Raw genomic sequence first — 26,681 nt, 5'->3', positions numbered from 1 at the left:
CGCTCTAAATAAATATACATTCGAATAATGTCGTGTTGAGAAATCTAATCGGTCCGAGGACGGGGCCGAACCGATTTAGCACCCAGCGAACCGAATCCTGTATCCTGCATTTCCCCAGATAAAACCTACCAAAACAAACCTGTCCCTTTTTGGTATGTTTTTGCCTTGGGAGCGGTACCATACAGACAATGTTTAAACGAGAAAGGCGGGCCCCTATGGAACCTAAGCAGTACTACATCGGCATCGACGTCGGCGGCACTTCGGTTAAGGAGGGCCTGTTCGATGGGGATGGCAACCTGCTTGCGAAGGTCAGCGTGCCCACGCCTCCCATCGTTGACGCTGCGGGCTTTGCCGCGGTGACCGAGGCTATCGACCAGGTGGTCGCCAAGGCACAGATTCCGCGCGCCTTTGTGGCGGGCATTGGCCTTGCTGTTCCGTGCCCCATTCCGGCAGCGGGCGATGCCAAGGTCAAGGCCAACATTGCCATTAACCTGCCCGAGTTGAAGATCGCCATTCAGGAGCACTGCCCCGATGCGGTCGTTAAGTACGAGAACGATGCCAACGCCGCTGCCATGGGCGAGGCTTGGCTCGGTTCTGCCAAGGACGTGCAGAATGTGGTGATGGTCACCATCGGTACCGGCGTGGGCGGCGGCGTTATCGTCAACGGCGATGTGGTGTCGGGTGTTGTGGGCGCCGGCGGCGAGATTGGCCATATGTGCCTGAATCCGGCTGAGGAGCGCACTTGCGGCTGCGGCGGCCATGGCCACCTGGAGCAGTATTCCAGCGCCACCGGCGTGGTGAGCAACTACCTTGCCGAGTGCAAGAAGGCGGGCGTCGAGCCCATCGAGCTCACCGGCCCCTCCGATTCCAAGGACGTGTTCCAAGCCTGCCGCGAGGGTGATAAGCTCGCGCTGGCCGCGGCCGATACCATGGCCGACTATCTCGGCCGCGCCCTGGCGCTTATTGCCAACGTGGTCGATCCCGAGATGTTCCTGATCGGCGGCGGCGCCTCCGCCTCGGCCGATGTCTACCTCGATAAGGTTCGCGAGTACTTCCAGCGCTACGCGCTTTCCGCCTCGCGCGAGACGCCCATTAAGGTTGCCTCGCTCGGAAACGACGCCGGCATCATCGGTTCTGCCTACGTAGCCCTGCGCGCTGCCGGCAAATAGCTGGTGCAAGGGGGCCAGGTTACTTTGCACCAACATGGTGCAAAAGGGACAGCCTTGGCCCCCATACCTGCCACAAAATATGCCGTGGCCCTTCCGTCCCCAAAGGCCAGCTGCCAGCGTGCTACCATAGCTACGTCTAAGTACACATACCAAGTGGAGGATACCCATGGCAAACGTTCTTGTCTTTGGTCACCAGAACCCCGATAACGACGCCATCATGAGCGCCGTCGTTCTGTCTCAGCTGCTCAACCAGGTTGAGTATGCCGGCAACACCTATGAGGTCTGCGCTCTTGGTCAGCTTCCGGCAGAGTCCGCCAAGCTGCTCGCAGACGCCGGCATTGCCGAGCCCCGCGTGATTGAGTCCGTCGAGGCCGGCCAGCTTGTCGTTCTCACCGACCATAACGAGTCCGCCCAGTCCGTCGCCGGCCTTAAGGACGCCACGGTCTTTGGCGTCGTTGACCATCACCGCATCGGCGACTTTGAGAGCGCCGGCCCGCTGCACTACATCTGCCTGCCCTGGGGTTCCAGCTGCACCATCGTCACTAAGCTCGCCGGCGTGCTCGGCGTTGAGCTTTCCGACGTTCAGGCCAAGCTGCTGCTCTCGGCCATGATGACCGACACGCTCATGCTCAAGAGCCCCACCACCACCGATGTCGACCGCGCCGTCGCCGCCAAGCTCGGCGAGCAGGTGGGCGTCGACCCGGTCAAGTTTGGCATGGAGGTCTTCCTCACCCGTCCGTCCGGCTCCTTCACCGCAGCCGAGATGGTCGGCAACGACATCAAGATGTTCGAGCCCGCCGGCAAGAAGCTGCTCATCGGCCAGTACGAGACCGTCGACAAGAGCCGTGCGCTCGGCATGATCGACGAGATCCGCGAGGCCATGCGCGCCTACGCCGCCGAGAAGGGTGCCGACGGCATCGTCCTGTGCATCACCGACATCATGGAGGAGGGCTCGCAGGTCCTGCTCGAGGGCGAGACCGAGGCCGCTCAGAAGGGCCTGGGCATTGCCGACGAGCACGACGGCGTCTGGATGCCGGGCGTCCTCTCCCGTAAGAAGCAGGTCGCTGCCCCCATCATGGCCGCCTGCTAGGTTTTGTAGCCTGCTACGACCGGACCGCGGACGCCCCGCGCTCCGGTCGTTTTTTGTGCGCGGGACCGCGTCCCCTATTGGACAGGGGCGCCCGTACCGTTGGGCAAATAATGTTCAACCTGTGGTTCCGCTTTTCGGCCACGCCTGCGTGCTTGTCGTGCAGGGTAGGCTAGATGCAAGCGTAATACGTTGGAGCGCGGTGCCGCCACTTGGGCGGGCCGTGCTTTTTTAAGACGGGAGCTTTCCCGTGAAAGGAGCCGCCCATGGCAGCAACTGAGCAGCTGTTCAACGTTCGTGAGCGCAAGCGCTTTGAACGTCATGACATCTGGGAGCGCATCGCCGAGAACGGCACGATTTCCGCCGCCGTCATGGTCATCGCCGCCATCGCCGCCGTTATCTGCGCCAACACCGATGTCTACGAGGCTATCCATCACTTTTTGGAGACCCCGCTGTATGTGGGTCTGGGCAACCTTACGGCTGGCCTCACCGTCGAGCTTTTCGTCAACGACTTTCTCATGGCGATCTTCTTTTTGTTGGTGGGCATTGAGCTTAAGTACGAGATGACGGTCGGCGAGCTCAAGAATCCGCGTCAGGCCATGCTTCCCATGCTGGCAGCCGTGGGCGGCGTCGTCGTTCCCGCCTGCATCTACCTGATCTTTAACCATGCCGGCGCCCGCAACGGTTGGGCCATCCCCATGGCAACCGATATTGCCTTTGCGCTGGGCGTGCTGTCGCTTTTGGGCAATCGCGTGCCCAACGGCGTGCGCGTGTTCTTCTCGACGCTCGCCATCGCCGACGACCTCATCTCCATTGCCGCCATCGCCATTTTCTACGGCCAGAGCCCCAGTCCGTTTTGGCTGGGTGCTGCTGCACTTGTGACCTGCGCACTTGTGTGGCTCAACAAGACTCAGCATTATCGCCTTGCCCCGTACTCGGTGCTTGGTCTGCTGCTGTGGTTTTGCATGTTTAAGAGCGGCGTGCACGCCACGCTTGCCGGTGTCATCCTGGCCTTCACCATCCCGGCCAAGTGCGGTGTTAAGCTCGATAGCCTTACCGATTGGCTAGGCGAGTACCTGCCGTTGCTCGACGACCGTTACGACGACGAGGCGCACATCCTGGGCCAGCACGACTTTACCCTTTCGACCACCAAGGTCGAGCGTGTCATGCACCGTGTGACCCCGCCGCTCATCCGCATGGAGCGCCTGATCTCCACGCCGGTCAACTTTGTGATCCTGCCGATCTTTGCGTTTGTCAACGCGCAGGTTCGCCTTGTGGGCGTGGACATGAGCGTGCTGCTTACCGACCCGGTGACCCTCGGCGTGTACTTTGGCATGCTGCTGGGTAAGCCGATCGGTATCTTTGGCGTGACGTTTGCCCTGGTCAAGCTTAAGGCTTGCGAGCTGCCTCATAACGTTAACTGGCATATGATCGCCGGCGTGGGCATTTTGGGTGGCATCGGCTTTACCATGTCGATCCTCATCAGCGGCCTCGCCTTCCCGACGGCCCAGTTCGAGGTTCTGGCCGCCAAGGCCGCCATTCTTGCCGGCTCTGTTACCGCGGCCGTGCTGGGCATGATCTACATGAGCGTGGTCTGCAAGCACCCTTCGCCCAAGGACGAGTAGGAGCGCGAAAACCGGGACCGGACATGCCCCGGATGCCCTCGTGTGAAAAAATGCCGTTTGTGAGCACTGTCACAAACGGCATTTCATTTATTTGCCATTTTTATTCCACGGTGCCGTAGACGGCGCCCCAGCCGTGGGCGGCAAGGGCCGAGTTAAGCTGGTCGCAAAGCGATTGGCGGTCGTAGTGGCCGGGCGGCAAAAGATTCACGATTTCCATGAGATCGGGCGCCAGGTCCAAGATCTCCGCCTGAACGATTAGATCCAGGCGGTCAATGGCCTTACGGTCATAAAACAAGCCGTCGACCAGACGCTGCAGGTCTCCGAACTCCTCGGCTTGAAAAGAGCCGTATTCCATACTGCCTCCTTGGATGTGCCATGCGGCTATACGGGTCATACGGTGGATATCGTAATTCATTGCGATGGACTTAATCTATCACGGCTTCATACCGTTGCGGCGGTAGCGGTCTATACTTAGACAAACTGCAACGTCCCGCTTTGCGAAAGGTCGCACCCATGCAGACGATCTACCAGAAGATGGAAACCACCGAACTCGATGCCGCCATCGAGGCTCTCAAAGCCGAGGTTGCCGAGGTCAAGGCCAAGGGCCTGGCGCTCGACATGGCGCGCGGCAAGCCGTCGCCCTCCCAGGTGGACATCTCGCGCCCCATGCTCGATATCCTCAATGCCGACGCCGATCTGCACGACGGTAACGTCGACTGCTCCAACTACGGCTGCTTTGAGGGCATCCCCTCGGCACGCAAGCTGGCGGGGGAGTTCCTGGGGTGCCCCGCCGATCAGACGCTCGTACTGGGTTCGTCGAGTCTTTTGATCGAGCACGATATCGCCGGTATGTTCTGGCGCTGCGGCTCGTGCGGCAGCGAGCCTTGGGAGGCTTATGAGGCCGCGCACGACGGTAAGAAGGTCAAGTTCCTGTGCCCGGTTCCCGGCTACGACCGTCATTTTGGCATCACCGCCGACCTGGGTATCGAGAACGTCCCCGTCGCGATGACCGGCAACGGCCCCGACATGGACGAGGTAGAGCGCCTGGTTGCCACCGACGACTCCATCAAGGGCATCTGGTGCGTGCCCAAGTATTCCAACCCCACGGGCATCACCTTTAGCGAGGACACCGTGCGCCGCTTGGTCGAGATGCCCACGGCCGCGCCCGATTTTCGCATCTTTTGGGACAACGCCTACTGCGTGCACGACCTGTACGACGAGACCGACGAGCTCGCCAACATCTTCGATCTTGCCCGCGCGGCGGGTACCGAGGACCGCGTGGTGGCATTCGCCTCGACGTCCAAGATCACCTTCCCGGGCGCGGGCATCGGCTTTATCGGTGCGAGTCCCGCGGTCATCGCGGAGTTCTCCAAGCGCCTGAAGGCCGGTCTTATCAGCGCCGACAAGCTCAACCAGCTACGCCACGTGCGCTTCCTTCCCACCATCGAGGCGGTCAAGGAGCACATGAAAAAGCATGCCGAGTTCTTGCGTCCGCGCTTTGAGGCCGTCGAGCGCAAGCTCACTGAGGGCCTGGGCGATACGGGTTGCGCTACTTGGACGCATCCCCGTGGCGGCTACTTTGTGAGCTTTGATGGCCCCGAGGGCTCGGCCCAAAAGGTCGCCGCGCTTTGCGCCGACCTGGGTGTCAAGCTCACGCCGGCAGGTGCCACCTGGCCTTATGGCAAGGATCCGCGCGACACCAACATCCGCATCGCGCCGAGTTATCCCACGGTCGAGGACCTGGAGGCCGCACTCGACGTGCTGGTGCTGGCCGTCAAGCTCGTCGCTGCCGAGCTTGCTCGTGCCGAGCGCGCCTAACGCGTAGGGCCCCGCAAATCCGCGTCCAGTACCATCCGCACTCTCGATACGCAAAGGAGCGTATACATGGATTTGGGTATTTCCACCAACCCCACGCCGGAGCTCTACACCATCAGGGTGACCGGTGAGATTGATATCTCTAACGCCGACAGCTTGCGTAACGCCATCGACTTGGCGCTCGAGCAGCCCACCGAGGCCGTTGAGCTCGACTTTGCCCAGGTGAGCTATATCGACTCGACAGGTATTGGCGTACTTGTGGGCGCCGCGCACCACGCAGCCGATCACGACAAGCGGTTTGGCTGCGTCAACGTGCAGCCCCCGGTGATGCGCGTGGTTCAGTTGCTGGGTGTCGACCAGGAGATTTCAATTACGGCGGCATAAGCCCTGCCCCAAAAAGGGCGTGCCGTTTGGTATATGTTTGTGATGCGCTCGGATGTTTTGACGTCCGGGCGCTATACTTGACCGAATGAATAGACGAGTTCCGGCCGAATGGCGCGGTGCGGGCTCGACTCACATCGAGCCTTGGAGGTATGTGTGTTTGGTATTGGAGAGGGTGAGCTCGCGATCATCGTGGTCTTCGGCTTTTTGCTGTTTGGCCCGGATAAGCTCCCGCAGATGGGCCGCACGATCGGCCGTGCCATCCGTCAGTTCCGCGAGACGCAGGAAAAGATGACGGCTGTTGTTCAGTCCGAGATTATCGATCCGGTAAGCGAGGCCGCTTCGGCTCCGGTCAAGCCCAAGAAGGCTGCCGTCGATGACGATTCCGATGCGGACGAGGATGCCGTCGAGACGGCCGCGCCCGCAAAGAAGGAGACCTTTGCCGAGCGCCGTGCCCGCCTTGCCGCCGAGAAGGCCGCGAGTGAGGGTGCTGCCGAGGACGAAGGTGCTGCTGGTGAGGCTGAGGGCCCCGAGTCTGCCGCTGCCGCCGTCGAGCCCGAGCCTGCTGCAGAGCCGGAGCCCGAGCCCGAGCCGGCAGAGCCCACGACGGCTGACCTCTACGCCCGTCGTCCCCGCAAGCGCAAGGCCGTCGTCGACCAGCTCGCTCGCGAGCTCGAGGCCGAGGACGACGCCGCTGCCGCCCATGCCCCGAAGGGAGGCGATGAGTAATGCCTATCGGACCTGCGCGCATGCCGCTCTTCGATCATCTGGGTGAGCTCCGTCGCCGCCTGACCATCGTGGTCGTGTCAGTCTTTGCCGCCGCCATCGTGCTGTATTTCGCCACGCCCGTGGTGCTCGACATCCTGGAAGACCCCATCCGCTCCTTTGTGCCGGACGGTAAGTTCTACATCACCACCACGCTCGGCGGCTTTGGTCTGCGCTTTTCGCTGGCTCTCAAGATGGCCGTTGTCATGTGCACGCCTATGATCATTTGGCAGATTCTGGCGTTTTTCCTGCCGGCGCTTCGCCCCAACGAGCGCAAGTGGGTTGTGCCCACGGTGCTCGCCTCGACGGTGCTGTTCTTCCTGGGCGCAATCTTTTGCTACTTCATCATCATCCCTGCGGGCTTTGAGTGGCTCATCGGCGAAACCTCGGCCGTCGCTACGGCGCTGCCCGATCTGGAGAACTACGTCAACATGGAGCTGCTCTTTATGATCGGCTTTGGTGTGGCGTTTGAGCTGCCGCTCATCATCTTCTACCTGTCTGTCTTCCATATCGTGTCCTATGCGGCCTTCCGCGGTGCCTGGCGTTACGTATACGTTGGCCTGCTTGCGGGCTCGGCTGTGATTACGCCCGACGGCTCGCCCGTTACACTGGGTCTCATGTATGGCGCCCTGCTCTCGCTCTACGAGATTTCGCTCGCCATCGCCCGCGTGGTCATTACCGCGCGCGATGGCAAGGAAGGCTTGTTTGTGAGCCGTCTGGATCTGTTCTCGAACGACGACGAGGACGACGACGAGGAGTAAATCCGTATGCACGAGGTTGGCATTGTCAACGGCATACTCGATACAGTGATTCGCGCGGCGCGTGGGGCGGGGGCCTCGCGCGCTGTTTTGGTAACGCTGCGCATTGGGGATATGACCGAAGTTGTGCGTGAGGCGCTCGACTTTGCGTGGGAGACGTTTCGCGACGAGGACATGCTCACGCGCGGCTGCGAGCTTGCCGTGGAGGAAGTCCATCCACAAAGCGAGTGCCTGGACTGCCGCGAGGTCTTTGAGCACGACCGCTTCCATTGCCGCTGTCCTCAGTGTGGCGGCACCAACGTGCGCCTGCTGCACGGCCGCGAGCTCGACATCGCCAGCATCGAGATTGAAACCCCCGACAATTAACCAGCCTGCCATTTGGGGACGGGGTATAAATGGTAGAAGTAAGGAGTGCCGAGTATGGCCGAGAAAACTATTGATATCGCATCGCCGATTCTGTCGCGCAATGAGCGCCTGGCAGATCAGCTGCGTCAGCGATTCAAAGAGACAGGCACCTATGTGATCAATGTGCTGTCGAGTCCCGGCTCTGGTAAGACCACCACGATTCTGGGCACCAACGAGCGCCTGCGCGACAAAGCCGGCCTGCGCTGTGCCGTCATCGAGGGCGATATCTCCTCGGATGTCGACGCCATCACCATGAAGGAAGCCGGCATGCCCGCCATTCAGATCAACACGGGCGGTCTGTGCCACCTCGAGGGCAACATGATCATGGAGGCCGTTGATGCGTTCGACCAGGCAGTGGGCCTTCAAAATATCGATGTTATCTTTATCGAAAACGTGGGCAATCTGGTCTGTCCGGTCGACTTTGACCTGGGCGAGAACCTGTCCATCATGATTCTCTCGGTGCCCGAGGGCGACGACAAGCCCATTAAGTACCCGGGCATCTTCCAGCACGCTGGCGCACAGCTGCTCAACAAGGTCGATGTGGCCCCGGCTTTCGATTTTGACATGGATAGGTATACTAAGACACTCGATGACCTCAATCCGCAGGCGCCGCGGTTTGCCGTGAGCGCACGCAAGGGCGAGGGCATGGATGCCTGGTGCGATTGGCTCATCGGGCAGATCGAACAAACAAGGGCGTAAGTCGGCCGTCGTACGTGCGGGCGCAGCCGCAGACACACGAGATAGGAGCCTCTTTTGAAGCTCATCATCGCCGAGAAAAACGACGCCGCGCGTCAGATTGCCGAGCGTCTTTCCACGGGCAAGCCCAAAAAGGACAAGGTGTATAACACCGCCATCTACCGTTTTGAGTGGAAGGGCGAGGAGTGCGTGACAATCGGCCTTGCCGGTCACATCCTTGCGCCCGATTTTTGCGACAGCGTGCTGTTCGATAAAAAGCTGGGTTGGTATTCGGTCACCGAGGACGGCGAGATGCTGCCGGCCGACATACCCGATGGCCTGGCGCGTCCGCCCTATGACACCAAGCGCAAACCGTTCCTTGCCGACGGTATCTCCATCAAAGGCTGGAAGCTCGAGAGCCTGCCCTACCTTACCTGGGCGCCCGTTATCAAACTGCCGGCCGAGAAAGAACTCATTCGCTCGCTCAAGAACCTTGCCAAGAAGTCCGACAGCGTCATCATCGCCACGGACTTCGATCGCGAGGGCGAGCTGATTGGTTCGGACGCCCTCAACAAGGTGCGCGAGGTTGCGCCCGACTTGCCGGTTGCCCGCGCCCAGTATTCTTCGTTTACCAAGGCCGAGATCACGCAGGCCTTCGATAACCTCGTCTCGCTCGACCAGAACCTGGCCGATGCCGGCGAGAGTCGTCAGCACATCGACCTCATTTGGGGTGCGGTGCTCACGCGCTACCTGACGCTCGCCAAGTTTGGCGGCTTTGGCAACGTGCGTTCTGCCGGCCGCGTGCAGACCCCGACGCTCGCCTTGGTGGTCGAGCGCGAGCGCGAGCGCATGGCGTTTGTGCCCGAGGACTACTGGCAGATTCGCGGCATGGCTGCCGCGCAGGCTGCTGCCGAGGAGGACCGCTTTAAGATCGCGCACAAGACGGCGCGTTTTACCGACAAGGATGCTGCTGAGACGGCGTACGGTCACGTTGACGGTGCCAAGACGGCAACCGTCGCCGCAGTGACCAAGCGCTCGCGCAAGCAGCAGCCGCCCACGCCGTTTGCGACCACCTCGCTGCAGGCTGCCGCTGCGGCCGAGGGCATCTCGCCCGCACGCACCATGCGCATCGCCGAGTCCCTCTACATGGCGGGTCTTATCAGCTATCCGCGTGTCGACAACACCGTGTACCCCGCGACGCTCGATCTGGGCGCCGTGGTGAGTGACCTGGCAAAGATCAACCCGGCGCTGGCGCCCGTATGCAAAAAGGTGCTCGCCGGTCCCATGAAGCCCACGCGCGGCAAGGTCGAGACCACCGACCACCCGCCTATCTACCCCACGGGCGAGGGCGACCCATCCACGCTCGACGGCGGCCAGCGCAAGCTCTACGACCTCATCGCCCGTCGCTTCCTGGCAACGCTTATGGGCCCCGCCACCATCGAGAACACCAAGCTCGAGCTCGACGTCAACGGCGAGCCGTTCGTGGCCTCGGGCGACGTGCTCGTGACCCCTGGCTTCCGCGAGGCATACCCGTACGGACTCAAGCGCGACGAGCAGATGCCGCCGCTGGAGCAGGGCGACACGGTCGACGTATTCGACATTAAGCTCGAGGCCAAGCAGACCGAGCCGCCCGCACGCTACAGCCAGGGCAAGCTCGTGCAGGAGATGGAAAAGCGCGGCCTGGGCACCAAGTCCACGCGCGCGAGCATCATCGAGCGCCTGTACGCCGTGCGCTACCTCAAAAACGATCCCGTGGAGCCGAGTCAGCTGGGTATCGCCATCATCGATGCACTGTCGCAGTTTGCCCCGCGCATCACGAGCCCCGATATGACCAGCGAGCTCGACGGCGACATGACCCGCGTGGAGCGCGGCGAAGATACCGAAGAGCATGTCGTGACGCACTCGCGCGCGCTGCTGGCCGGCGTGCTCGATGAGCTGCTCAAGCATACGCAGGAGCTGGGCGACGCCATCAGCGATGCCGTCACGGCCGATGCGCGCGTGGGCGCCTGCCCCAAGTGCGGCAAGGATCTGGTCATGAAGACGAGCGCCAAGACCCGCGGCAGCTTTATCGGCTGCATGGGCTGGCCCGACTGCGACGTGACCTATCCGGTGCCGAGCGGCGTCAAGGTGAGCCCGCTCGAGGGCGAGGCGGCCGTGTGTCCCGAATGCGGCGCACCGCGCATTAAGTGCCAGCCGTTCCGCCAGAAGGCTTTCGAGATCTGCGTGAACCCCACGTGTCCCACCAATTACGAGCCCGACCTTAAGGTGGGCGAGTGCAAGGTGTGCGCCGAGGCCGGACGCCATGGCGATCTGATTGCGCACAAGAGCGAGAAGAGCGGCAAGCGCTTTATCCGCTGCACCAACTACGATGACTGCGGCGTGAGCTATCCGCTACCGGCGCGCGGTAAGCTCGAGGCGACGGGCGAGACCTGCCCCGAGTGCGGCGCTCCCATCGTGGTGGTCAACACGGCGCGCGGTCCGTGGCGTATCTGCGTCAACATGGACTGCCCGACCAAGGAGAAGAAGCCCGCCCGCGGCCGCAAAACCGCGGCCAAGGCGAGTACGGCGAAGAAGACCACGGCGAAAAAGACCACGGCGAAAAAGACGACTGCCAAGAAGGCTGCCGCGAAAAAGACGACCACAAAGAAGGCGGCCGTCAGCAAGTAGCGGCGCAGCCGAAACATTGCCCAAAACAAAAACGGGCGAGGGTCCCATGATCCTCGCCCGTTTTTTGTGCGGCAGTTAGGGACGTTCCTTTTCTGCCGGCAGTTTAGGAACGTCCCTAACTGCCAGCTCGGGAACGACAAAACGCTAGTTCACCTCGACGGGTTTGGCGCTGGGATAGCGGTCCTCAAAGTCCAAGCGATACTTGTTGCTGCTGGTTCCCGGCTCGTTGTCGCGTGCCAGCGGTGCCACGATTTCGTCCTTATGGTCCGAGGGCTTTGCGTACTTTAGACTGATCTCCCAGGCATCGCAGATCGCGTCGATGCGGTGATCCAGGTCGTCATACAGGGCAATGATGTCTTTCCAGGAGTGGTAGTTCTTGGAGCTCATGGGGACGTCCAGGTCCTCGACGGTATCGTAATACTGCTCGATGGTCTCCTCCGTGCGCTCGGCGACGTCGGCGAGATTTTGACGGGTGGTGCGATCTTCTTCCAGATAGCTACCATTGAAGTCCTGCGCGCAGGCGCGGACCTGGCTATCGAGGTCCTCGAGCAGGTCGTAGTATTCGCTCAGGCGACGGTAGAGGTTCTGCTCGGAGAGGGTTGCTTCGCCGCCAGCCTCGTCCTCGTCGTCATCGTCATCGTCGTAAAGGCTATTGGGGTCGCCGAGAGGTTTGAGGTCATCATCGTCAACATCGTGGTGCAGCTTGGTAACCTCGGCAGTCGTCTGCGTGGCGGAGTTGTCGAACGGTTTGATCACAAAGAAGATGACCAGGGCGATGATGATTGCCACCAGCGCAACGATAACGGCGACAAGCGCCCCGGTGCCGCTCTTTTTGGGAGCGGGGGTCTGTGGCGAAGCAGGCGCGTATGCGGGAGCCGGCTGCTGTTGGGACGAGCCACTCGCGACGGGTATGCACTGCGTGGTCTCGACGGCCGCGGGGCTTGCGGCGGGGTCGGGGCGATAAGCGAGGGGATCGTCCGCCTTGGCTTGCGGCGTATCGAGGGGCCCGGTCTGCTCAAAAGCGGGCTGGCTATCGCTCGCGGCTGTTTGCTCAACGGGTGCACCGCACGAGGTGCAGAACTTGGCATTATCTGCAAGAAGCTTGCCGCACGAGGCGCAATACCGAGACATTGCCACTCCTTTCACCACATTTCAATGCCATACGACGATTATACCAAGCATCCAAAATTCCCCATCATAAGTTGCGGTGAAATAGGGACTGTTTGGCGGTCTTAGAGCTTCAGTCAGTCCCTATTTCACCGCAACTTTGGAAAGGCACCTTTAGTCATTGGGTAGTCATTGGGGACGTTCTTAAACGACCAGTCAATTAAGAACGTCCCCAATGACTAGGTTGGATTTGGGGTGCGCCTGCCCCTGGGGTATCATGATTTGGTTGATATATCTGCATTTACGCGCCTTGTAGGAAGGGACTGCGCCCATGGCTTTTGAGCCCGCTCAACATAGCTTTATCACGCTCGAGGGCGTCGATGGTGCCGGTAAGTCCACGCAGGCGCGCCTGCTGGCCCGTGCGCTCGAGCTCGCTGGCTACCAGGTCGTGACCCTGCGTGAGCCGGGTGGTACCGCCATTAGTGAAAAGATCCGTGCCCTGCTGCTCGACCCCGCCAATACGGCGATGGGGGATACCTGCGAGCTGCTGCTCTACGAGGCCGCACGCGCCCAGCTGGTGCACGAGGTCATAGCTCCCGCCCTTGCGGCCGGCAAGGTGGTCCTGTGTGACCGCTTCTATGATTCCACGACCTGCTACCAGGCGTTTGCCGACGGTCTCGATCGCCAGATGGTACGCGACGCCAACAACCTTGCTGTCGCGGGGACGCACCCGGCGCTCACGCTCGTCTATCACATCACGCCCGAGCAGGCGGCGCTGCGCATGTCCGCCCGTGGTGCGGTCGACCGCATGGAGGCCAAGGGCATGGCGTTCCAGGAGCGCGTTTACCAGGGATTTAGTGCCATTGCCGCCGAGGAGCCAGATCGCGTGAAGCTCATCGACGCCACCGCTTCCATCGAGGACGTCTTCGCGCAGACGGTCGAGCAGGTTCGCGCGTACGGTCTCGACATTTCCCAGGACGCCGTCACCGCCACGCTTGCCCAGGAGGCCGAGTAACATGGCCCCCGCTCAGGCAAGCCTGCTGGCCAAGCTCGACACCCAAGAGCGCGTACGCGATTTTTTGACCAACGCCGTCGCCAGCGGCCGCGCATCGCACGCCTACCTGTTTTTGGGCGCTCCCGGTGCCGGCAAGCTCGATGCCGCCTGGGCGCTCGCCCAAGCCTTCCTGTGCGAGCAGGACGGCTGCGGCTCATGCGATAGCTGTGTGCGTGTCGCCCGCCATACGCACCCCGACGTGCACTATTACACGCCCGAGAGCGCCACGGGCTACCTCATCGCCCAGACCCGCGAGCTGCTCGACGACGTGCCGCTGGCGCCCATCCGTGCCAAGGCCAAGGTCTACATCATCGACCGTGCCGAGCAGCTGCGCGCCAACACCGCCAACGCACTGCTCAAGACGCTCGAGGAGCCGCCCGAGGGCGTTATGTTTATCTTGCTGGGCACCTCGGCAGACGTGATGTTGCCCACCATCGTGAGCCGCTGCCAGTGCGTGCCGTTTCGGCTGGTGTCGCCCGCCGTGGCCACGAAGGCCGTGAGCCGCGCGACGGGCCAGGATCTCGCACGCTGTCGCATGGCGGTCGCCGTGGCGGGGAGCCCCACGCGCGGCATCGAGTTCCTTAAGAGCGCCGAGCGCCAGGATGCTCGCCGCCAGATGATCCGCGCCATCGATTCGCTCATCGCCGCCGACGAGGCCGATGTACTCAGCCGCGCCAAGTCGCTCATCGTCGCCGTTAAGGCTCCGCTCGCCGAGGTCAAGTCCACGCAGGAAAAGGTGCTCGAGCAAAACGCCGATTATCTGTCGCGTGGAGCATTGAAGCAGCTTGAGGACCGCAACAAGCGCGAACTCAATGCGCGCGAGCGTTCGGGTATCATGGAAGCGCTGGCGAGCGCGCGGACGCTCATGCGCGACGTGCTGCTGACGCTTCAGGATGAGGCGGCAGACATTGTGAACGAGGACGTGCGCGACACGATCGGGCGGCTTGCCGCCGCGACGAATGTTGCGGGTGCCACCCGGGCGCTCGAGGCGGTCGCGACCGCCGAGCGCAACATTGCCAGAAACGTTACTCCCCAGCTGGTCATCGAGGTCATGCTGTTCGATATTAGGAAGGCACTGAAATGCCGTTAGTCGTACCCGTTAAGTTTACCTACGCCTCGCGCGACCTGTGGTTTGACCCGCAGGATCTGGATATCCTCGAGGCCGATTATGCCATTTGCTCCACCGAGCGCGGAACCGAGATCGGCCTGGTCACGGCCGATCCCTTTGAGGTGCCGCAAGACGAGATCGGTCAGCCGCTCAAGCCCGTGCTGCGTGTGGCGAGCGATATCGACCTGCAGCTTGCCGACGACCTGGCCATCCAGGGCGATGAGGCCATGGTCGATTTCCGCCGTCTGGTCAAAGATCTCGACCTCGAGATGAAGCCGGTGGGTGTCGAATACCTGTTTGGCGGCGAGAAAGCCGTATTCTACTTTGCGGCCGAGGAGCGCGTCGATTTTCGTCAGCTCGTCAAGGACCTGTCCTCGACGCTGCACATTCGCGTTGACATGCGCCAGATTGGCGTGCGCGACGAGACTCGCTTGGTGGGCGGCTATGCCCAATGCGGACAGGAGCTCTGCTGCACGCGCTTTGGCGGACAGTTTGAGCCCGTCTCGATTCGCATGGCAAAAGAGCAGGACCTGCCGCTCAATTCGTCTAAGATCAGCGGCGTGTGCGGCCGCCTGATGTGCTGCCTGCGCTATGAGTTCGAGGCGTACAAGGACTTTAAGAGCCGTGCGCCCAAAAAGAAGACGCTCATCGATACGCCGCTCGGCAAGGCGCGTATCCAGGAATATGACACGCCGCGTGAGCAGCTGGTGCTGCGCCTAGAGAACGGTAAAGTCTTTAAGGTCAACTTGGCCGATATGACGTGCTCGGAGGGCTGCAAAAAGAAGGCCGCCGAGCAGGGCTGCAGCTGCCGCCCCGACTGCGTGACGCGCGATGTGCTCGAGCGCATCGAGTCGCCCGAGATGCGCCTGGCGCTCATGGAGCTCGATCGCGAGAACGGCGTCGACGTGGGCGATGGCCTGTCGAGTGCCGACCGTCTGGCCGGCACGTCGATGCCCAAGCGCCGTCGTCGCGATGCCGAATCCGATGCTTGTGCCGGTCAGGGCCAGGGCGAGGGTCGTGGCCGCGGAAAGGGCCGCGGCAAGGCCGAGGCGTCCGAGGCCGAGGAGGCGGCCGGCGGCCGTCGCCGCCGCAAGCGCGCGGCGTCCGTCGACAACGGCGAGACCGCGGGCAAGAACGCCTCTCGCGAGCGCGAGGCTCAGCAGCCCCAGCAGCAAAACCGCGGCGGCGGCATGAACCCCACGCGCCGTCGTCGCCGCCACCTGTCGAGCGAGGAGCGCGAGGACGCCTTCCGCGCCGCAGCCGCTCGCGAGGCCGGTGCCGCTCCCAAGGGTGCCTCGGCCTCCGACGCGCCTGCCGACAAGGCTGGCAGGCCACGTGGCGAGGAGGAGCGCGCGCCGCGTCCGCGCCGTCGCCATTCCTCGGGCACGCAGCAGAAACCCTCGGTTCCTTCTGTGGCCGATCAGGTTTCGGATGGTGAAGTCAAGGTCACGCGCCGTCGCCCCGGCGATGGCGGAGGAGCTGCCGCCAAGGCTTCGCGCGGCGGTGCTCGCGACGAGCGCGAACCGCGTGAGGATCGCAGTGGCGAGGGCTCGGCCGACCAGAGTCAGAAGCGCCGCCGCCGTCGCCGTTCCCGCAAGCCGCGCCAGGATGGTGGCGAAGGCTCGACCCACACCTCGTCCGCACCGCAACCGCCTGCCGGCGAATAGCGCCCGCAAGCGGATTCGACTTGTCTGACCCCAAGTGCAACGGGGTATCATGGCACTGAATCGACAGCCCTCCCTTCGCCCAAGCGTAGGGAGGGTTTTGTCATAAATAACTATCTGAATGGTTTGAGCCGCTTACGGAGTGCCGGCATCTTGCCGTTTGCGGATGAATTGCTACCGTTTGCCGAGCGCGCGGCGCATGAGGCACTCGAGGTTCTTTCGCCCACGCGATGCGCCGGCTGCGAGCGTGCCGGTGCGCTTATTTGTCAGGAGTGCCTGGCGTCGCTCACGCTTGTCGATCCGCGCCACAGCTGCACGAGGTGCGGCGCTCCGTTTGGAGACCTGCTGTGTACCGAGTGCTCGGTCGAGGGTGCGTCTTCGACGGTGGCTAAGGCCCTCGATCGCTGCCTGGCGTGCGCTGTCTATGCACATCCGTTGCCGCGCATCATCAAGGCATACAAGGATGCGGGCGAGCGCCGTCTGGCACCGTATCTGGCAGAGCTGCTCTACGACACCGCCTTGCATGCCCAGGCAGCAGCCCCCGACCGTTACGGCGGCGTGCTGTCCGGTGCCGACGCGGTGGTATTTGTTCCCGCGACTGCGGCGGCGTTTCGGCGGCGTGGATTTGATCACATGGAAGCAATCGCGCGCTCGTTTTGCGATCTTTCGGGTGTGCCATTGCTGGACGCCTTGGTCAAATACGGTCATGGCGACCAGCGCGAACTCGGTCGCGCCGAGCGCCGGGAACATGCCCGGGACATGTACGAGACGGTCGAGGATGTACGTGGCTGTCGTCTGCTGCTCATCGACGATGTCATTACCACGGGCTCGACAATGGCAGCAGCCTCGGCGGAGCTTAAGCGCGCCGGCGCCAAAGCCGTCGATGGCCTCGCTATCGCACGCGTTTGGTAGGGGTGATTCGTGTGGCGGTAACAATCAAACAGTGCAACAAACCGACAAAAGAGCAGCTAGCGGCTTCCGTGATTCTGGCGGGCGCCTCGGCGTTGCGTATGATTCGAGCCGTGCGCCGGCAGATGGGCTACATCGGCTGGAAGGACCTTGAGCCCGAGGAGGAGCGCCGCGTGCTGTACGCATCGTCTCCCTCGGCCGAGGACATCTATCTTCCCGACCTGGTGCGAATTGGAGCCAAAAGCGGCGAGGTGCAAGAAGATCTGTGCCTGCTGGTGGGGTCGGCGAAGCAGCGCCGCCGCATGCCTGGCGTGGGCTGGTCCGTGTGTTCCGGGTTGCCTGCCGGATCGATTCTAGAGGTGGAACCGGGGGTGTACAGCCTATCTCCCGAGGCCCTTTGTGTTGCCGTCGCCCGCGAGGTCGGCTGTATCCAGGCGTTTGCCCTGGCCCAGGAACTGTGTTCCAAGATTTCACTGAGCGATCGCGGGAAGTATCTACCTCCCTATACCTCGCCTGTTGCGAATAGACTTGCAAAGGACAAGGACCAACCGGCAGACGTGGGCTACTTTGAAGTCGAGCCGGTGCTGACGCCCGATCGCCTGGCAGATTACCTTGCGACATGCAAGGGGAGTGCGGCCAAACAACTGCGGCGGCTGTGTCCCTATCTGTCGGAAAACCTGCGCTCACCCATGGAGTGCATCATGCTTGCCATGTTTTCACTTCCGTTTTCCTATGGTGGATTTGCCTGCGGTCCTTTTAAGACCGACTACAAGATTGAGTTCGATGACCGCGCGCAGGCAATCTCGGGGATGCCGCATGCAGTTTGCGATGCGTATCAGGAAGCAGCCCGGTTTGACCTGGAATACAACGGTGAGCTGGGCCATTCCTCCCGGAGGGGACGTATCCATGATGAAAAACGCAACACGGGCTTGATTACTATGGGAGTCGAGGTCGCGACGGTCAATAACGAGATACTTTGCGACATGGAGGCAATGGAGGCACTCGCATGGCGCATCCACCAGCGTATGCGAAAGCGGTACCGGAATCGTGTCGATGCCCGCAGGAAGAAGCAAGAGGCGTTGCTTAACACGCTGCGGGCGTGTTTTGGGCTTAAGCCGGTATAATTCGCGTCGAAAATAGGGGGTTAATCATATGCCCTGGCCAAAATATGGCAAATATGAGTACTGTCACTAAATCAGTAACAGCAAAATCAAGGAATTTAGGACTCGGAGGCGTCGTAAAGTAAAAAGATAATAAACAAATGTAGAATAACTAAGCATCAGGTTGGCGACACTGAGCGCAAAATCTGTCCGAGAGGCCAAAATTGCCTGTTACAAAATTGGTAACAGTACTCATATTTGCCATTTTTTGGCCACGGCACCCCGAGGCGGGCGCCCCGGAGCTCCCCGTAGGGGAGCTCCGGGCTTCATGGGAACACGCACGGTCCGCTCCGACCTGCGAAATCTGTACTCGCGGTGCGAATGACGACCTAACCTTAAACTTTAGCTTGAACTTAGCTATAATGCGCTACGTTCCCGCCAGGCTGTGGTTGCGGACGGGCAATGCGCCCATCCAAGTCCAAGACAGACGCGGTCAAAGGGATCCACGTAAGCGACCGCGTGCGCGCGGCGCGATCATGGCGCGTCCTAGATGTAAGCCGCACCGTCCGTTCTACTTTCTTTGGGGCAATACCGCCTCGCGGGCGAGCGGGCCAGTCGTGAAGGTGGCTGCGGCCTCCCGAGCAAACGCCCCGGTGCGCAAGTGTGGGGTCAAATACCAGGTCAGCTGGTGGGAACAACCCGATATTCCGTGCAGGGCACGGATCGTATACGACACAGAAGGCAGGGTAGCGGACATGGTGAGGGGCAGCTTGATGCATGCAGCTCGGTTGGGTGCTGGGACCGCGGCGGTCATTGCCGTTTTGGGCCTGAGTGGATGTGCGTTCAATCCCCTGTCCACGTTCACGACGCCCACGATCGACCAGATCGAGCGCGAGACCGTTACCCCCACGGTATCGGACGATGCCCTGGTCACGCCGGGAACCCTGACAGTCGCCCTCGATACTTCCGATGCCCCGCAAGCCATGCAGGATGCCGACGGAAACCTCACGGGCTATGCGGTCGATGCCGCTCGTGCCCTCGCATGCCGCATGGGTCTCAAGGTCGCCTTTGTCGATGCGTCCTCGGCCGATTCCGCGCTCAGCGATAAAAAGGCCGATATCTTCATTGGCGACGTCAGCTCTACGGACGGCGATATCAGCTCGCTTGGCACCTGTCTGTACGACGCCCCCGCCGTATTCGGCAAGAGCAGTGACGGCGAGTCGCCGAGCGTTTCCACCGAAACCCTTAACGCCGCTACCCTGGGCGTTCAGACCTTCTCGGCCTCGCAGGAAGCGCTCGCCAAGCAGAGCATCACGGCCAACCAAAAGACCTTCTCCAACATCAACGAGTGCTTCGAGGCACTCGAGTCGGGCGAGGTCGATTACGTGATCTGTGATTCCACGGCCGGTGGTTACCTCGCGCGCCTGATGAGCCAGATCTCCTGTGTCGGCACGCTCGAGACGCCCTCCACGCTTGGCGTCGCAGGCCTTAGCTCTAACGATGAGCTGTGCCGTGCCGTGAGCGATGCCCTCGACGACATCACGGTCGACGGCACGCTCGAGGCGGTCCACTGCGTCTGGTACGGCCAAATGCCCTATGACCTTACCGCCAAGACTGTTTCGGGGGCCAATGTGCAGGCATCCGAATCTACGTCCAACGAGACCGAGCCCTCCGATGGCGACACCTCCGATAACAACGGCGACAGCCCGTCGTCTAGCCAGGAGGGCGCCATCACCGACGATGACATCAACAAGCTCAATAGCTAGTTATTGGTAGGGGTGGCGCCTGCCATACATTGAACAAGGCGCTTCTTCACGGTTTCAACACGCATGGCCGGGTCTCCCCCATAGGGGAGCCCGGCTTTTCAATTTTGATAAAACCAGCAGCTCAAGGGCAATTTCCAGGAGAAAAACCAACTCCGCCGACGCCCTCATATAGCGCACTTTGCCGCGGAAAAGTGCGAGACTTCGGTATGCGGTATCAAGCAGTCGTTATTCGGGCCTTTGGGAATTCGGGTGATTAAATGCACGGCAATGGGTACATAGCCAGTACAGTAAGTCCCCGAGGCAGATTGGAGCCACGTATGGATATCAAGGTTTCTGGACGCAAGACGACGGTAACCGATGCTCTGCGTGCGCATGTGGACGAGAAGATCGGCGAGGCGCTCAAGGTTTTCGATATCGAGCCCATGACAGTCGACGTCGTGCTTCGTTATGAGAAGAACCCCTCGAACCCCAACCCGGCAATCGTCGAGGTCACGGTTCGTGCCCGCGGCTCTGTGATTCGCGTCGCCGAGCACGGCGCAGATATGTATGCCGCCATCGATCTCTCCGCCGATAAGGTCACCCGCCAGCTGCGCAAGTTCAAGACCAAGGTTGTGGACAACCGCCAGGGCGGTGCCAGCGCCGCGGATGTCGCACCGGTCGAGCGCGTCGAGGATCTGGCCGACCTGCTGCTGCCCGAGGAGGACGACGACCTGCTCGTCCGCGAGAAGGTCATCGATGTCACCCCGATGACTGAGGAGCAGGCGCTGGTGCAGACCGATCTGCTCGGCCACGACTTCTACGTGTTCGAGAACGCGACGACTGGCCTCATCAATGTGGTGTATCACCGTAAGAATGGTGGATATGGCATCATCAAGCCCCGCATCGAAACACTTGACGAGTAAAATACGTTAACTTGCATGAGTTAACGGTTGGCGGCCATCCCATGCGGGTGGCCGCCTTTTTTACGTAAGGAGTCGCTTTGATGGACAAGGCCGCATCCGCCGGTCATTCGGACCGCTGCCGTATCGTCGTCGATACCTGCTGCGACTTTAACCCCGAGGTCGCCGCGAACCTCGATGTCGATATCTTGGGCTTCCCTTTCATTATCGATGGCGAGGAGCGCACGGACGACATCTGGTCGAGCATGAGCCCTAAGGAGTTCTACGACCGTATGCGCGCCGGTGCCCGCGTGTCCACCTCGGCTGTGTCGCTCGGTCGCTATATCGAGTTCTTTACCGAGTGCGCCAAAGAGGGCACACCCACGGTTTACCTGTGCTTTACCTCGGCGCTGTCGTCGAGCTACAACTCCGCGTGCCAGGCGGCAGATGCCGTGCGCGCCGAGTATCCCAACTTTGAGCTCTACGTGGTCGACAACGCTCTGCCCTGCGCGACCGGCGAGCTCCTGGCGCTTGAGGCCGTGCGCCAGCGTTCGGCGGGACTGACTGCCAAGCAGCTGGTCGATTGGGCAAACGAGGCCAAGACCTACGTGCACGGCTACTTTACGCTCGAGAGCTTCGATGCACTGGCTGCCGGCGGCCGCATTCCGCCCGCGGCGGCGCAGCTCACGGCAAAGCTCGACGTCAAGCCCGAGCTCTCCTACGACCTTGCCGGCTCGCTGTCGCTGATCGGCGTCAACCGCGGCCGCAAGAAGGCGCTCAAGTCCATCCTCAAGTCGTTCCGCGAGAACTACGTGCCCGATCGCACCATGCCCATCGCCATCATGACGGCCGATGCCGAAAAGGACGGTGACTGGCTCGAAGCCGCCATCCGCAAGGAGGAGGGCTGCGCCGACGTCACGATCATTCGCAGCTCCGTGGGCCCCACCATCGGCTCGCACGTGGGCCCCGGCATGGTGGCCTGCGCGTTTTGGGGCAAGAACCGCACCGACAAGGCGTCGCTTTCCGACCGCATCGCCCGCCGCGTGCGCGGCCAGTAGGCAAGCGCTGCGTCCGTAATCGCCCTCGACTCACAGCCCAAACGCTGGCAACGAGTATTCAACCTGGTAATAACACCCAACCCAAAAGGAAAGGTTTCATGGCAAACAAGCTCTCTGTCGCATTTATCGGCACCGGAATCATGGGTGCCCCTATCGCCGGCCACATTCTGGACGCTGGCTATCCCGTCACGGTCAACAACCGCACCAAGTCCAAGGCTGCAGCGCTTGTTGAGCGCGGTGCCGTCTGGGCCGATACGCCGGCAGATGCCGCGGCGAACGCCGACGTCGTCTTTACCATGGTGGGCTATCCCTCCGAGGTCGAGGAGCTCTACCTGGCGGGCGACGGTCTGCTCGCGTGCACTAAGCCCGGTGCGGTCCTGATCGACCTCACCACGAGCTCGCCCGAGCTGGCGCGCGACATTGCCGAGGCCGCCCAGGTTTCCGGCCGCATGGCGTTTGACTGCCCCGTCACCGGCGGCGAGTCGGGTGCTATCGCCGGCACGCTTACGGCTATCGTGGGCGCTACCGAGAACGACATTGCCCCGGTCCGCGATATCCTTTCCACCTTTGCGGCAACCATCTGCTGCTTCGATGGCGCCGGCAAGGGCCAGGCTGCCAAGCTCGCCAACCAGGTGTCGCTGGGCGCCTGCATGGTCGGCATGGCCGATGCGCTGGCGTTTGCCGAGCTGAGCGGCCTTGATATGGAGAAGACCCGTCAGATGATCCTGGGTGGCACCGGCAAGTCCGGTGCCATGGAGAGCTTGGCGCCCAAGGCGCTCGACGGCGACTACAAGCCCGGTTTTATGGTGGAGCACTTCATCAAGGACCTGCGCTTGGCGCTCGCCTATGCCGACGACCGCGAGCTTGCGCTGCCCGGCGCCGACGTGGCCTTTACGCTCTATGACATGCTCGACGCTATCGGTGGTGCCAAGCTGGGTACCCAGGCCATCAATGTCCTCTATAAGGAGGAGGCCGACGCCATTGCCGCCGGTCTGGACTGGTCGCAGTATCGTCCCGAGGAGCATGGTGCTCATGAGGAAGGCTGTGGTTGCGGCGAGCATGGCGACGACCACGAGTGCGGTTGTGGCCACCACCATGGCGAGGACCACGAGTGCTGCGGCGGCCACGGCCATGACGACGGCCACGAGTGCTGCTGCGGCCACCATCACGAGGAGTAGCGCCCATGAGCTGGACGTTCGTGGTGCTCGCACTAGTGCTCTTTCTCTTTGCGATCTACATTGGCTTTTTGTGCGGCCAGTGGGCGTGCGAAAAGCGCGTCGTCACCAAGCGCGACTACTGGATTGCCAACTTTGCAGGAGCGGCGGCAGTCGTCCTGCTGACCTGGGTGTTCTCGCTGTTCCCGCTGGTGCAGTTTGCGCCGATCGGCTGGCTTGGCGGCTTTATCGCCGGCCTTAAGATGAGCTTTGGCGAGTCCGTTGGTCCGTGGCGCAAGCACGATGAGGTCTTTAACGTCAACCAGGCTCATCGCGCCGCCGCCGACGCAGGAGACGCCGAGGAGCGCCGCCGCGCGCGTCGCAATGGCGCGGCTGACCGACAGCTCATCTCGGTCACCGATGACAGCAAGGGTGCTGGCAGGCACACTAAGAAATAGTAAGAAGAGGTAACTATGGCAGAAAACAAAGACGAACAGCTCACCGACGAGGAGCTGGCACAGCTTCAGCTGGCAGAGGAGAACGAGAACACCGTCGACCGCTTGGTCCAGGAGCTCGGCTGCCCCACGCGCCGTATCCGCCAGTTTGCCGCCCGCGTGCTGCACCTGCTTGCCGAGCGCGATCCGCAGCGCGTCGTGCCCTGCGTGCCCGCGCTGATCGAGGCGCTCGACCGGCCCGAGGCTCAGACTCGCTGGGAGGCCCTCGATGCCCTGGCGGCGCTCGCCACCACCTGCCCCGACCAGCTGGGCGATGCCTTTGAGGGCGCCGAGACCGCACTGTTTGACGAGATTTCCTCCACGCTGCGCTATGCCGCCTTCCGCCTGCTGTGCGTGTGGGGTGCCACGAGCGTCGAGCGTTCGCGCGAGGCTTGGCCCATCCTGGACGAGGCCATCCAGTGCTACCACGGTGACCTCGAGTATCGCGATATGCTCGGCTGCCTGTACGAGTTTGGCAAAGGCGAGATCGATGCCGAGATCGCCGAGAAGCTTGCGCTGCGCCTTAAGTTCGATGCCGAGAACGGCAAGGGCAGCTATCTCAAGGCCCGTTCGAGCGAGATTTGCGAAATGCTTGTTAAACGTTTTGGCCTGGATCTCTCCAAAAAGAAGAAGCGTGCTAGCGTTAAAAAATCTGACGACGCCGAAGACGAGGAGTAACAGATTATGGCGCACGATGTAGTCCTGATTCCCGGTGACGGGATCGGTCCCGAGATTACGCAGGCCATGCGCCGCGTGGTCGAGGCCGCCGGTGTCCAGATCAATTGGAACGTCCAGGAGGCCGGTGCCGGCGTCATGGACGAGTTTGGCACGCCGCTGCCCCAGCATGTGCTCGATGCCGTCGCCCAGACCAAAGTTGCCATCAAGGGCCCCATCACCACGCCGGTCGGTACGGGGTTCCGCAGCGTCAACGTTGCCCTGCGTAAGTACTTCGATCTGTACGCCTGCGTGCGCCCCTGCCTGTCGCAACCGGGCGATGGCTCGCGCTTCCGCGATGTCGACCTGGTTATCGTGCGCGAGAACACCGAGGACCTCTACGCTGGTATTGAGTTCGACGAAGGCGCTGCCGAGGTCGAGGAGCTTTCACAGCTTGTCGAGCGCTCGGGTCAGAAGACCTTCGCCGCGGATTCCGCCATCTCGATCAAGCCCATCTCCATCGCCAAGAGCCGCCGTATTGTGGAGTACGCCTTTGAGTATGCTCGCCGCTGCGGCCGCAAAAAGGTGACGGCCGTGCATAAGGCCAACATCATGAAGGCGACTGACGGCCTGTTCCTGCGCGTGGCTCGCGAGGTAGCTGCCAACTATCCCGATATCGAGTTCAACGACAAGATCGTCGACGCCACCTGCATGGGTCTGGTTCAGAACCCCAACGACTTCGATGTTCTGGTCCTGCCCAATTTGTATGGCGATATCGTCAGCGACTTGTGCGCCGGTCTTGTAGGCGGCCTTGGCATGGCCCCCGGCTCCAATATCGGAGCCGACTGTGCCATCTTTGAGGCCACGCATGGCTCCGCGCCCGATATCGCTGGTCAGGATATCGCTAACCCCACGGCCGAGATTCTGTCTGCGGCTATGATGCTCGATCACCTGGGCGAGAACGACGCTGCCAATCGTATTCGCTCCGCCGTATCTGCCACGCTCGACGAGGGCGAGCAGGTTACCGGTGACGTGCGTCGTGCCCAGACCGGCTCCATTGAGGGCGCCGTGGGCACGCAGGCCTTTGCCGATGCCGTTATCGCGCATCTTGCCTAAGGGGATACGGCTTTCAAACGCCTAAGCGGTACTTATACGTTTGCGGATAACCTGAGAATGAATACGCCCGGCGCTCTGTCGGGCGTATTCTATTGAGGACTATGTTTCCTAACAAGGAGTAACTGATATGGGTCTGATTCAAAAGAAGGACGAGAAGGACGAGATCGACGGCATCCAGATCATCGAGCGCGGCGAAGGCCCCGACGGTGACGAGGACGAGAAGATCGATCTGGTCGCAGGTACGTCTGCCGAGCACATTGCTGCCGGCACGACCGCCGAGGAGGAGGACGCCCGCCTGGAGGCTCAGATTGCCGCGGATGCCGCCGACGAGAACCTCATGCCTGAGGAGCAGGACGAGGACGATGACTCCGACGTGGACGACAGCGCATCCAAGCACAAGAAGACGATGATTGCCGCCTTTGTGGTCGCCATCGTGATCGCTGCTGTGGTCGGCTTCTTTATTGGCAACGGTGGTTTTGGCGGCAAGGGCGTCGGCTCGGCGACCCTCACCGAGGACCAGCTCGATTCGACCGTGGCAAGCTACAGCTACAACGGCAAGAAGAGCGACATCACCGCGCGCGAGGCCATCGAGAGCCAGTACAGCCTTGATACCGTCAAGGATAGCGATGGCAACTACACCGCTCCCTCTGCCGATGTCATCCTGTCCTACGTGCGCAACAAGATCCTGCTGGACGCTGCCGAGGATGAGGGCATCACCGTCTCTTCTAAGGAGATGAAGAAGTACGCCGAGGATTCTATCGGCACTTCGGACTACAAGACCATGGCCACGCAGTATGGCGTGTCCAAGGATCAGGCCAAGCAGATCGTCCGCCAGTCCGCAACGCTGCAGAAGCTCTACAAGAAGAAGGTGGGCGATAGCTCCGCAAGCATGCCGATCGCTCCGACCGAGCCTTCTGACGGCAACGAGGACACCGCGAGCAAGGACTACGCCGACTACATCATCAACCTTGCCGGTGACGAGTGGGATAGCAAGAAGGGCACCTGGAAGGACAAGGACAGCACCTACGCTAAGGCCTTTGCCGACGATGCCTTTACGGCCGATAGCGCTACCTATAAGCAGGCCATGACCGCCTATTACACCGCCTACCAGCAGTACTCTTCGCAGGCTTCGAGCGCCAGTTCCAAGTGGACCGAGTACGCCAACGGCCTCTACGCCAAGGCCAATATCAGCATCTACGGCCTGTTTGCGTAAAGATTACCTGAGCCTTCGAGTACGAAGCCGAAATATCTGATGAAGCCCCCTAGAGCGGA

Annotated in this window: 25 protein-coding genes; 23 read left to right on the top strand and 2 right to left on the bottom strand. The window is 61.6% G+C overall.

Going from position 1 to position 26,681, the window contains the following annotated elements:
- The first annotated feature begins 215 nt into the window (after positions 1-215).
- From ACQRAP_RS05415 to nhaA, 3 genes are all read left to right on the top strand, one after another.
- Positions 216-1,169, top strand: a complete 954-nt coding sequence (locus ACQRAP_RS05415) for an ROK family protein (RefSeq protein WP_427728539.1) — start codon at positions 216-218, stop codon at positions 1,167-1,169.
- A 166-nt stretch (positions 1,170-1,335) separates the two neighbouring features.
- On the top strand, positions 1,336-2,259 hold the full coding sequence (locus ACQRAP_RS05410) for a manganese-dependent inorganic pyrophosphatase (RefSeq protein WP_427748089.1): 924 nt from the start codon (positions 1,336-1,338) through the stop codon (positions 2,257-2,259).
- A gap of 263 nt (positions 2,260-2,522) precedes the next feature.
- Entirely contained in the window at positions 2,523-3,881 is a 1,359-nt protein-coding gene (gene nhaA / locus ACQRAP_RS05405; RefSeq protein ID WP_427748090.1) for a Na+/H+ antiporter NhaA, read from the top strand.
- Between the two features lie 100 nt (positions 3,882-3,981).
- Here nhaA and ACQRAP_RS05400 read toward each other — a convergent pair whose 3' ends face one another.
- Positions 3,982-4,236, bottom strand: a complete 255-nt coding sequence (locus ACQRAP_RS05400) for a hypothetical protein (protein WP_154515036.1) — start codon at positions 4,234-4,236, stop codon at positions 3,982-3,984.
- 158 nt (positions 4,237-4,394) lie between these two features.
- Here ACQRAP_RS05400 and ACQRAP_RS05395 point away from each other — a divergent pair, with 158 nt between their 5' ends.
- From ACQRAP_RS05395 to ACQRAP_RS05365, 7 genes are all read left to right on the top strand, one after another.
- The gene (locus ACQRAP_RS05395) at positions 4,395-5,699 is read left to right on the top strand and encodes an aminotransferase class I/II-fold pyridoxal phosphate-dependent enzyme (protein ID WP_152068466.1); all 1,305 of its coding nucleotides are present in this window, start codon (positions 4,395-4,397) and stop codon (positions 5,697-5,699) included.
- 66 nt (positions 5,700-5,765) lie between these two features.
- Positions 5,766-6,080, top strand: coding sequence for an STAS domain-containing protein (locus ACQRAP_RS05390; RefSeq protein ID WP_154515032.1), 315 nt, complete (start codon positions 5,766-5,768; stop codon positions 6,078-6,080).
- A gap of 153 nt (positions 6,081-6,233) precedes the next feature.
- Complete coding sequence (locus ACQRAP_RS05385) at positions 6,234-6,806, top strand: twin-arginine translocase TatA/TatE family subunit (protein WP_427718929.1); 573 nt, start codon at positions 6,234-6,236, stop codon at positions 6,804-6,806.
- Complete coding sequence (tatC, locus tag ACQRAP_RS05380; protein ID WP_427718932.1) at positions 6,806-7,603, top strand: twin-arginine translocase subunit TatC; 798 nt, start codon at positions 6,806-6,808, stop codon at positions 7,601-7,603. Before ACQRAP_RS05385 ends, tatC begins: the two co-directional genes overlap by 1 nt.
- 6 nt (positions 7,604-7,609) lie before the next feature.
- Complete coding sequence (gene hypA / locus ACQRAP_RS05375; protein WP_152068469.1) at positions 7,610-7,966, top strand: hydrogenase maturation nickel metallochaperone HypA; 357 nt, start codon at positions 7,610-7,612, stop codon at positions 7,964-7,966.
- Between the two features lie 54 nt (positions 7,967-8,020).
- Positions 8,021-8,704, top strand: coding sequence for a hydrogenase nickel incorporation protein HypB (gene hypB / locus ACQRAP_RS05370; protein WP_427795090.1), 684 nt, complete (start codon positions 8,021-8,023; stop codon positions 8,702-8,704).
- A gap of 54 nt (positions 8,705-8,758) precedes the next feature.
- Positions 8,759-11,347, top strand: coding sequence for a DNA topoisomerase I (locus tag ACQRAP_RS05365; RefSeq protein ID WP_427795089.1), 2,589 nt, complete (start codon positions 8,759-8,761; stop codon positions 11,345-11,347).
- Positions 11,348-11,491: 144 nt separating this feature from the next.
- Here the strand turns inward: ACQRAP_RS05365 and ACQRAP_RS05360 are convergent, their stop codons facing one another.
- Positions 11,492-12,478, bottom strand: coding sequence for a zinc-ribbon domain-containing protein (locus tag ACQRAP_RS05360; protein WP_427795088.1), 987 nt, complete (start codon positions 12,476-12,478; stop codon positions 11,492-11,494).
- Positions 12,479-12,785: 307 nt separating this feature from the next.
- Here ACQRAP_RS05360 and tmk point away from each other — a divergent pair, with 307 nt between their 5' ends.
- The 13 genes from tmk (at position 12,786) to ACQRAP_RS05295 (ending at position 26,622) form a co-directional block, all read left to right on the top strand.
- Complete coding sequence (gene tmk, locus ACQRAP_RS05355; RefSeq protein ID WP_427747986.1) at positions 12,786-13,469, top strand: dTMP kinase; 684 nt, start codon at positions 12,786-12,788, stop codon at positions 13,467-13,469.
- A gap of 1 nt (position 13,470) precedes the next feature.
- Positions 13,471-14,598 (top strand): ATP-binding protein, encoded by a 1,128-nt coding sequence (locus ACQRAP_RS05350; RefSeq protein WP_427728614.1) that lies wholly within the window; start codon positions 13,471-13,473, stop codon positions 14,596-14,598.
- Positions 14,589-16,283 (top strand): PSP1 domain-containing protein, encoded by a 1,695-nt coding sequence (locus tag ACQRAP_RS05345; RefSeq protein ID WP_427718946.1) that lies wholly within the window; start codon positions 14,589-14,591, stop codon positions 16,281-16,283. The genes ACQRAP_RS05350 and ACQRAP_RS05345 overlap by 10 nt, the downstream gene beginning before the upstream one ends.
- A 150-nt stretch (positions 16,284-16,433) precedes the next feature.
- Positions 16,434-17,192 (top strand): ComF family protein, encoded by a 759-nt coding sequence (locus tag ACQRAP_RS05340; RefSeq protein ID WP_427795087.1) that lies wholly within the window; start codon positions 16,434-16,436, stop codon positions 17,190-17,192.
- An 11-nt stretch (positions 17,193-17,203) separates the two neighbouring features.
- Positions 17,204-18,313 carry a hypothetical protein gene (locus tag ACQRAP_RS05335; RefSeq protein ID WP_427795086.1) on the top strand — a complete coding sequence of 370 codons (1,110 nt, stop codon included), beginning with the start codon at positions 17,204-17,206 and terminating at the stop codon, positions 18,311-18,313.
- Positions 18,314-19,062: 749 nt separating this feature from the next.
- The gene (locus tag ACQRAP_RS05330) at positions 19,063-20,055 is read left to right on the top strand and encodes a substrate-binding periplasmic protein (RefSeq protein ID WP_427795101.1); all 993 of its coding nucleotides are present in this window, start codon (positions 19,063-19,065) and stop codon (positions 20,053-20,055) included.
- A 317-nt stretch (positions 20,056-20,372) separates the two neighbouring features.
- A complete protein-coding gene (hpf, locus tag ACQRAP_RS05325; RefSeq protein WP_055285508.1) occupies positions 20,373-20,957 on the top strand; it encodes a ribosome hibernation-promoting factor, HPF/YfiA family in 585 nt (194 codons plus the stop codon).
- An 80-nt stretch (positions 20,958-21,037) separates the two neighbouring features.
- The gene (locus ACQRAP_RS05320) at positions 21,038-21,991 is read left to right on the top strand and encodes a DegV family protein (protein ID WP_427718953.1); all 954 of its coding nucleotides are present in this window, start codon (positions 21,038-21,040) and stop codon (positions 21,989-21,991) included.
- Positions 21,992-22,089: 98 nt separating this feature from the next.
- On the top strand, positions 22,090-23,169 hold the full coding sequence (locus ACQRAP_RS05315) for an NAD(P)-binding domain-containing protein (RefSeq protein ID WP_427718955.1): 1,080 nt from the start codon (positions 22,090-22,092) through the stop codon (positions 23,167-23,169).
- Positions 23,170-23,174: 5 nt separating this feature from the next.
- A complete protein-coding gene (locus tag ACQRAP_RS05310) occupies positions 23,175-23,603 on the top strand; it encodes a hypothetical protein (RefSeq protein ID WP_427728604.1) in 429 nt (142 codons plus the stop codon).
- A gap of 15 nt (positions 23,604-23,618) precedes the next feature.
- Positions 23,619-24,317: a hypothetical protein gene (locus tag ACQRAP_RS05305; protein WP_427718960.1), complete on the top strand. Its 699-nt coding sequence runs from the start codon at positions 23,619-23,621 to the stop codon at positions 24,315-24,317.
- Positions 24,318-24,323: 6 nt separating this feature from the next.
- Positions 24,324-25,409 (top strand): isocitrate/isopropylmalate dehydrogenase family protein, encoded by a 1,086-nt coding sequence (locus ACQRAP_RS05300; RefSeq protein WP_427795085.1) that lies wholly within the window; start codon positions 24,324-24,326, stop codon positions 25,407-25,409.
- Between the two features lie 127 nt (positions 25,410-25,536).
- The gene (locus ACQRAP_RS05295) at positions 25,537-26,622 is read left to right on the top strand and encodes a hypothetical protein (RefSeq protein WP_427795084.1); all 1,086 of its coding nucleotides are present in this window, start codon (positions 25,537-25,539) and stop codon (positions 26,620-26,622) included.
- Positions 26,623-26,681 lie beyond the last annotated feature (59 nt).

The organism is Collinsella sp. SGI.180 (assembly GCF_050313455.1).
GTDB lineage: Bacteria > Actinomycetota > Coriobacteriia > Coriobacteriales > Coriobacteriaceae > Collinsella.
Note: the sequence above shows the minus strand (reverse complement) of the source record. Positions and strands in the feature narration are given on the sequence as shown.

What these genes read in the sequence shown, in the direction of transcription:
- ACQRAP_RS05415 (WP_427728539.1), top strand. Translation starts at nt 216, where the DNA reads ATGGAACCTAAGCAGTACTACATCGGCATCGACGTCGGCGGCACTTCG.
- ACQRAP_RS05410 (WP_427748089.1), top strand. Translation starts at nt 1,336, where the DNA reads ATGGCAAACGTTCTTGTCTTTGGTCACCAGAACCCCGATAACGACGCC.
- nhaA (WP_427748090.1), top strand. Translation starts at nt 2,523, where the DNA reads ATGGCAGCAACTGAGCAGCTGTTCAACGTTCGTGAGCGCAAGCGCTTT.
- ACQRAP_RS05400 (WP_154515036.1), bottom strand. Translation starts at nt 4,236, where the DNA reads ATGGAATACGGCTCTTTTCAAGCCGAGGAGTTCGGAGACCTGCAGCGT.
- ACQRAP_RS05395 (WP_152068466.1), top strand. Translation starts at nt 4,395, where the DNA reads ATGCAGACGATCTACCAGAAGATGGAAACCACCGAACTCGATGCCGCC.
- ACQRAP_RS05390 (WP_154515032.1), top strand. Translation starts at nt 5,766, where the DNA reads ATGGATTTGGGTATTTCCACCAACCCCACGCCGGAGCTCTACACCATC.
- tatC (WP_427718932.1), top strand. Translation starts at nt 6,806, where the DNA reads ATGCCTATCGGACCTGCGCGCATGCCGCTCTTCGATCATCTGGGTGAG.
- hypA (WP_152068469.1), top strand. Translation starts at nt 7,610, where the DNA reads ATGCACGAGGTTGGCATTGTCAACGGCATACTCGATACAGTGATTCGC.
- hypB (WP_427795090.1), top strand. Translation starts at nt 8,021, where the DNA reads ATGGCCGAGAAAACTATTGATATCGCATCGCCGATTCTGTCGCGCAAT.
- ACQRAP_RS05360 (WP_427795088.1), bottom strand. Translation starts at nt 12,478, where the DNA reads ATGTCTCGGTATTGCGCCTCGTGCGGCAAGCTTCTTGCAGATAATGCC.
- tmk (WP_427747986.1), top strand. Translation starts at nt 12,786, where the DNA reads ATGGCTTTTGAGCCCGCTCAACATAGCTTTATCACGCTCGAGGGCGTC.
- ACQRAP_RS05350 (WP_427728614.1), top strand. Translation starts at nt 13,471, where the DNA reads ATGGCCCCCGCTCAGGCAAGCCTGCTGGCCAAGCTCGACACCCAAGAG.
- ACQRAP_RS05345 (WP_427718946.1), top strand. Translation starts at nt 14,589, where the DNA reads ATGCCGTTAGTCGTACCCGTTAAGTTTACCTACGCCTCGCGCGACCTG.
- ACQRAP_RS05330 (WP_427795101.1), top strand. Translation starts at nt 19,063, where the DNA reads ATGCATGCAGCTCGGTTGGGTGCTGGGACCGCGGCGGTCATTGCCGTT.
- hpf (WP_055285508.1), top strand. Translation starts at nt 20,373, where the DNA reads ATGGATATCAAGGTTTCTGGACGCAAGACGACGGTAACCGATGCTCTG.
- ACQRAP_RS05320 (WP_427718953.1), top strand. Translation starts at nt 21,038, where the DNA reads ATGGACAAGGCCGCATCCGCCGGTCATTCGGACCGCTGCCGTATCGTC.
- ACQRAP_RS05315 (WP_427718955.1), top strand. Translation starts at nt 22,090, where the DNA reads ATGGCAAACAAGCTCTCTGTCGCATTTATCGGCACCGGAATCATGGGT.
- ACQRAP_RS05310 (WP_427728604.1), top strand. Translation starts at nt 23,175, where the DNA reads ATGAGCTGGACGTTCGTGGTGCTCGCACTAGTGCTCTTTCTCTTTGCG.
- ACQRAP_RS05305 (WP_427718960.1), top strand. Translation starts at nt 23,619, where the DNA reads ATGGCAGAAAACAAAGACGAACAGCTCACCGACGAGGAGCTGGCACAG.
- ACQRAP_RS05300 (WP_427795085.1), top strand. Translation starts at nt 24,324, where the DNA reads ATGGCGCACGATGTAGTCCTGATTCCCGGTGACGGGATCGGTCCCGAG.
- ACQRAP_RS05295 (WP_427795084.1), top strand. Translation starts at nt 25,537, where the DNA reads ATGGGTCTGATTCAAAAGAAGGACGAGAAGGACGAGATCGACGGCATC.